Raw genomic sequence first — 5,590 nt, forward strand, 5'->3', positions numbered from 1 at the left:
TCCGTTAAATCACCGTTGATTTAGGCGTTTAGATAGCGTGAGGGTAGACTTATCACTCCCGGACATCTAAGGCGCTAATTTCACGGTGATTTTACGGTGATGCGTAAGGGAGAGATAATTGAGCGTAATTGATTAGCGATGGTGATTACGTTTGTGTATAAATGAATAAATATACAATTGTGTCTAATATGCCGAAAATCCGTCACATCTTTTTATTGTGATAAACGGCGTAATTGTGCCTATTATTGCTTCTTAGTGGAGTGTGGGACAAACGGGGAACCTACGGGTTCCTTTTTTGATTCCGCACCAAAAACTACGATAATGGAGGAATTTTAATGACGGGGAACAATCTGAAATCGGTAAGGCTGGCGTACGGGTATAAGCAAAAGGATTTCGCGGAGGTGCTGGGCGTCAGCCTTTCGTGCGTAGCGATGGCCGAAGTAGGTAAGCGCAAGATCACGGACAGCCTACGGTTCAAGGTGGCACGTAACTTCCCGATCACGCCGGAGATTCAAGCGGTAATAGACGCTGCTGCAGCGCTCGGGATGGCGGAATAATGGCCGGCCGTAAGGAATCACGAGGCGAACGTGTCGCGTGACACATACAGGGTTAGGGACACGCTGTCCCCGACCTCCGCAGACTCAGGTTCAAAGTGAACCTAACCTCGGAGCTCTCCTGCACGGTGAATGAGACCTATACGGAAGGATGACGTCGTGATTCACGCCTACATACGATGACTGACCGAAACGCCTACCCACCTTATTCCGAGCTCTGGTTCAACGTGAACTAGAGCTAATCAGAGTTAATGCGCGCGCTCACCGTGCATACTAGAACGCAACATTTGCCAGGTTCACCGTGGACCTCACAAAACGCGGAGCGACCGCCCTGTCTAATAGACCGAGTGGTCATTCCCAAAAACTGTTTACAAACAAATATAATTGGGTTATTTTTACTTAACGAAAGCAATTAATGCGCGGGCTAGTGTTTAGCCGGCGTATTTTTTCTGCTAAATAACGAAAAGGGGCGGATGGAATGGAAGAGCTAGCGAAAGTAATCAATATCGAAGGCGTACGCGGATACCTAGATGAAAACGGGAACGCTTTTCTTAACATTGAGGATGTGGCGCGCGGGCTCGGTTTTACTACCGTAGCCACAAGTGGCAACGATGTCGTTAGGTGGTCACGAGTACAAGGATACCTAGACTCTTTCGGGTATTCCCAACAAGCTGGGAAAGATGACTTCATTCCAGAAAGCATCTTTTACAGACTCGCCATGAAGGCTAAGAATGAGGTAGCAGAAGCATTCCAAATAAAAATTGCGGAAGAAATTTTACCGTCGATCCGCAAGCACCAAGCGTATATCACGCCGACAAAACTTGAAGAGATCATTCGCGATCCGGACCTGATGATTGGACTGCTTCAAGAGCTCAAGCACGAACAACAGGAACGAGCGCGTCTGCAAGCGGAGGTCGCGGTCATTCAACCAAAAGCGGACAAATATACGGAGTTCCTTGACGCAGAAGGACTCACGAATTTCACGACGATCGGCAAACAGTTCCTCGGCGGAGTTGAGGCGGAAGACCTGACGAAGTTCCTGCAGGGACACGGCGTACTCTATGGGCGCGAGGTGGACAAGTGCTTCCCTCCGCGTAAAGGTTACGAGAAGTATTTCCGCATCCTCCCGTATTATCGCGGCGGTTACTTGCTGAACAAGAGCGTCAAGGCTACGACGGTCGGTATCGACTTTATCGTTGAGCTCTACCGCAAGCATGACGGTAAGGTTCCCGAACTGCGCGAGCCTAAACGCATTGTGGCTGCGAATATTTCAGTCAGTCTACGGAATAGCGCGTAGGCAGAAATCATGCCACGTGGCACAAATCGTTGCACGTTCATTACCTAGCACATCAAAGGTGCTAAAAGCGCGTAAAAACCCTTTGTTTATGCGGTTTTGCGGCGCTAGTCCTTAAAAGAACATTGCAAATAAAAACGCCAGGATTCGGAGTAACATCCGTTTCTTGGCGTTTTTTCTGTTTAATTCGTAGTAATAATGAATAATAGTAATACTACAATTGTAGTATTGTAGTAATATTACATTTGTAGTAGTGTAGTAAAATAATATTGCGTTACTACACTATATGGTGTATAATGGAAATATAAACCGAGGGAGTGATTAGAGTGGCGGAAAAACTGACAAAAGAAGCGATTTTCACGGTAGCTGACACAATAGCGAGCGAAGGACAGCCGGTTCGGGTGGCAGAAGTGCATCGTAGGCTTGGATACGGCAGCCTGACAACGATCACCAACGCTGTACGGGAGTGGCGCGAGCACCATAAACCGTCTGCACCGGTAGCACAAGAGATGATCCCGCAGACTATTACGGACAAATTGACGGCTCTTGGTGCGGAACTTTGGGCGCAAGCTCGCGCTGTAGCAGAGGAAGGGCTGGCGAAGGAACGGGAGGCGCTCGAGTCTTATCGCGCTGAGTTGGAGTATCAGCAGCAGGAAACGGCTGAATATGCCGACGCGCTCAATGACGCTAATGAGCGTTTGAAAGAGAGTAATACCGATCGGCAGCACCAGATTGAACAATTGCGTAGCGAGAAGGAGTCCTTGAACCAGCTCCTTAAGAGCATTAGCGATCAGTTGATTACTGCAGAAACGCGCACGGAATCCGCGTATAAACATTTGGAGGATCAGAAAGAGGACAGTCGCGGTCTACGGGAACTGCTGGCCGAGCGAGAAGCTGAACACAATTCCACGATGCAAACCGTGCAAAGACAAGCGGAGGAGATATCTCGTTTACGGGAGGAACTGGCCGCAATCAAAGAACGCCAGAGTTTCATGGAACAGCAGCTTACGAGCGAACGCGCAGCACTTGTCCAAGCGCAAAAGAACTTGGAAGCTATTAGTACTCGCGAGAAGGACGCGGAGATTCGTGCGGCAAAACTGGAAGGGGAAGTTACTGCGCTTCGCTCCCAGGCTACGAAGGCCGAACCTATTATTCCGAGTGAGATGACGGATTAAATTAGATAAAAGCGGTAGCCCTTCGCTGAGCTACCGCTTTAATTATCGTATACGAACACGTATACGTCATCGTTTACGTTTACTAAAATACTCCGTTAGCAGATCGTTAACTAATTGCGTCATTGCGCCCCGCTCAACGCTAAGCTCCGCGTTGATATCGTCCATTAGTTCATTGCGGATCCAGAACGTTTTACGTGTATGCGTTTCTTCAAACTTCTTCTTCGGCGGTTTTCGGGCGGGTACGTCCACGTCAACGTTTACGTATTCGTCTATTTTACTTTGGACCGGCGGAGCGATTGACTCTCGATCTTCCTCTATAATAGTAGCGTCAAGAAAACGCGCGGTTGCACTATTGCCGTTACCTTGACGTATTTTATCTTTAATTTGATCTAATTTATTCTTCGACACGTCTAATCAACTCCTCTACAAATACACGGTGCTGCGATACCGCCTGGTTTAATTCGTTATTATTAACAAATCCGTTTATACTGATACGCCCTGTCGCCGCCGTACGGGTCAATACCGTATCGAAACATACGTCTTCGTATTCTTCACGGACCAACTCTATTAGGGCCTTATTATCTGTTCTGCGCGTATCTATTAAACAACGAAGGATCCCGGCGATCTGCATGTCCCGATTTACCTTATCTTGAATATGTCCACAAGTTTCCAAGAATCTGCTTAAAGCTGAGTAGCAGAATTTACTAGCCTCGAACATCGCAACTACATAATCCGCTGCGGCTAATGCGTTTATTGTTTGCTCGCCCAATGCAGGCGGCGTGTCAACAATGATATAATCGTAGTTATCCCGAACTGTTCCGATCGTCTCCAATAATACTAACGACATATTTCCTTTATATGGCGCGCTATACAGCCAACTAGAGAATCTTGCTATATGGTCGTCCGCGGTTATCATGTGGAGATTTTCAGTTATTTCATATATGTAACCGTTGGCATCCTGCGCCTTTAACGCTTCGAATATTGTTCTTCCCTGGAAATCATAAATATCACGCTGAGTCAGCAATTCGGTTAGATTCCCTTGAGAATCCATATCTATAGCTAATACTTTGTACTTTTCGCTCAATAGGTACGCTACGATCCCAGAAGTTGTTGTCTTTGAGCTTCCTCCCTTTTGTATACCAAACGTGATCACCTTAGCCAATAGTATTCCTCCTAATATGCTTATGAGTCTAGTATAATCTACGATTACGTATACGTCTACACAAACGATTACGTATACATCAACGTCTACGTGTCGGTATTTTGATAGTTTTCATCGTTTAAGCTAATGTTCAGCAGGTAACCTCCGCAATCCGGCAACCACTTCATTCAATATTTTGATCTTTATAAAGTATTTTTCAGCTAAAAGAAACTGTTGACAGCGAGGGGTTAAATCGACACGCTGAAATGGCCGGGCTCAGGAAACGGCACAGATACCCAACCTGCACTCACAAATTAAAAAAATATGAGCGCAAAGGTTGGGGTATCATAAACGATTCTACACGCCGTATAAGGCAGGACGAGGGGTCCGTTTACCCATGCTCGATACGTAGTTATTACGCTACTAGTGGTTTTTTACTCGCAAAGCTGATCCCGCGAGCCATATATGTCCACTACCTCCTCTCTTTCGAGACTCAGCTACCTCCAGACCGATTAACGGCGTCCTCCCGTAGACTATATCTACGCGTGAGCATGGTTCCGCGTTAGTTAGATATACGCTACTTTACCGCCTCGGCGTAGCTCACCCTGAGCGGTTTTACGTGTTCTCGCTGCTCTCCACGGTGGCGCACTCCTAAAAAAGACAATAGGAAAGCAAGCTCATTGATCCTTATTTTTTCGAAAATGAGGTCTATGCGCCAATTTATTAGTATATTGGTAGGGTCTTACTCTTGATTATTACGTGCAATCTTGTTAAAATTAAAACAACATCAAAAACACCTGATAATTCAGGCTTATATTTTGGACGATAGGACGCTCTCCGCCGGCAAGCTGAATGAGCGTTCTTTTCGTATTCCTTGATAAGTCTAGCATAACGGAATCTACTAATCTAGTATACATCAACGTTTACGTATACGTAAACAGTTACGTGGACAATTATGTAAACGCAAAAAAAGGCGCAGCCCCTACGGAGTCACTCCCGTAAGAACTGCGCCTTTTAAATCGTTATTGCTCCGTCTTATCTCCGTCACTGTTCCGCGCACTATCCGCGAGGTCTCCGTTCACTCTGTTCGCTGCGTCAGAAATGCCCTCCGCCAGCATATACGCAACGCACGCACCGACCGCGCCTATAACGCCGGTTACGTGCAGCACCGTATTATCTCCCGCACCGCTCGCCGTAAGTACCGAAGTAGCTAACGCAGCCAATAGCGCCCAAAACTTCCGCGAAGATAATTTGCGTAAGATATCGTTTTTGTTCATCGTATTATTTCGCCTCCTTAGCTTGCGCGTTAGCTGTAATAGTTGCGGTCTTCGTCACGTTGTCCCACGCGATTGCGGCGCCAAACTGATCGGACATTTCGCGCAATGAAACGTACACCGCTCCGTCAATCAATACGCCATCCTTCGCC

At 46.9% G+C, this 5,590-nt stretch carries 7 protein-coding genes; 3 read left to right on the plus strand and 4 right to left on the minus strand.

Going from position 1 to position 5,590, the window contains the following annotated elements; translation table 11 throughout:
* Nucleotides 1–335: 335 nt before the first annotated feature.
* From CA598_RS30835 to CA598_RS30845, 3 genes are all read left to right on the plus strand, one after another.
* Entirely contained in the window at nt 336–557 is a 222-nt protein-coding gene (locus tag CA598_RS30835; RefSeq protein WP_094878970.1) for a helix-turn-helix transcriptional regulator, read from the plus strand.
* A gap of 475 nt (nt 558–1,032) precedes the next feature.
* Entirely contained in the window at nt 1,033–1,851 is an 819-nt protein-coding gene (locus CA598_RS30840; protein WP_094878971.1) for a phage antirepressor KilAC domain-containing protein, read from the plus strand.
* Between the two features lie 314 nt (nt 1,852–2,165).
* Nucleotides 2,166–3,023, plus strand: a complete 858-nt coding sequence (locus tag CA598_RS30845; protein WP_094878972.1) for a DNA-binding protein — start codon at nt 2,166–2,168, stop codon at nt 3,021–3,023.
* Nucleotides 3,024–3,089: 66 nt separating this feature from the next.
* Here CA598_RS30845 and CA598_RS30850 read toward each other — a convergent pair whose 3' ends face one another.
* From CA598_RS30850 to CA598_RS33535, 4 genes are all read right to left on the minus strand, one after another.
* Nucleotides 3,090–3,431: a hypothetical protein gene (locus CA598_RS30850; protein WP_094878973.1), complete on the minus strand. Its 342-nt coding sequence runs from the start codon at nt 3,429–3,431 to the stop codon at nt 3,090–3,092.
* Nucleotides 3,418–4,176 (minus strand): ParA family protein, encoded by a 759-nt coding sequence (locus tag CA598_RS30855; protein ID WP_256990731.1) that lies wholly within the window; start codon nt 4,174–4,176, stop codon nt 3,418–3,420. Before CA598_RS30855 ends, CA598_RS30850 begins: the two co-directional genes overlap by 14 nt.
* Nucleotides 4,177–5,186: 1,010 nt before the next feature.
* Nucleotides 5,187–5,441: a hypothetical protein gene (locus tag CA598_RS30860; protein ID WP_143812489.1), complete on the minus strand. Its 255-nt coding sequence runs from the start codon at nt 5,439–5,441 to the stop codon at nt 5,187–5,189.
* Nucleotides 5,442–5,445: 4 nt separating this feature from the next.
* On the minus strand, nt 5,446–5,574 hold the full coding sequence (locus CA598_RS33535; RefSeq protein WP_143812490.1) for a stalk domain-containing protein: 129 nt from the start codon (nt 5,572–5,574) through the stop codon (nt 5,446–5,448).
* Between the last annotated feature and the right edge of the window lie 16 nt (nt 5,575–5,590).

The organism is Paenibacillus sp. VTT E-133291 (assembly GCF_002264395.1).
GTDB lineage: Bacteria > Bacillota > Bacilli > Paenibacillales > Paenibacillaceae > Paenibacillus_AQ > Paenibacillus_AQ nitricinens.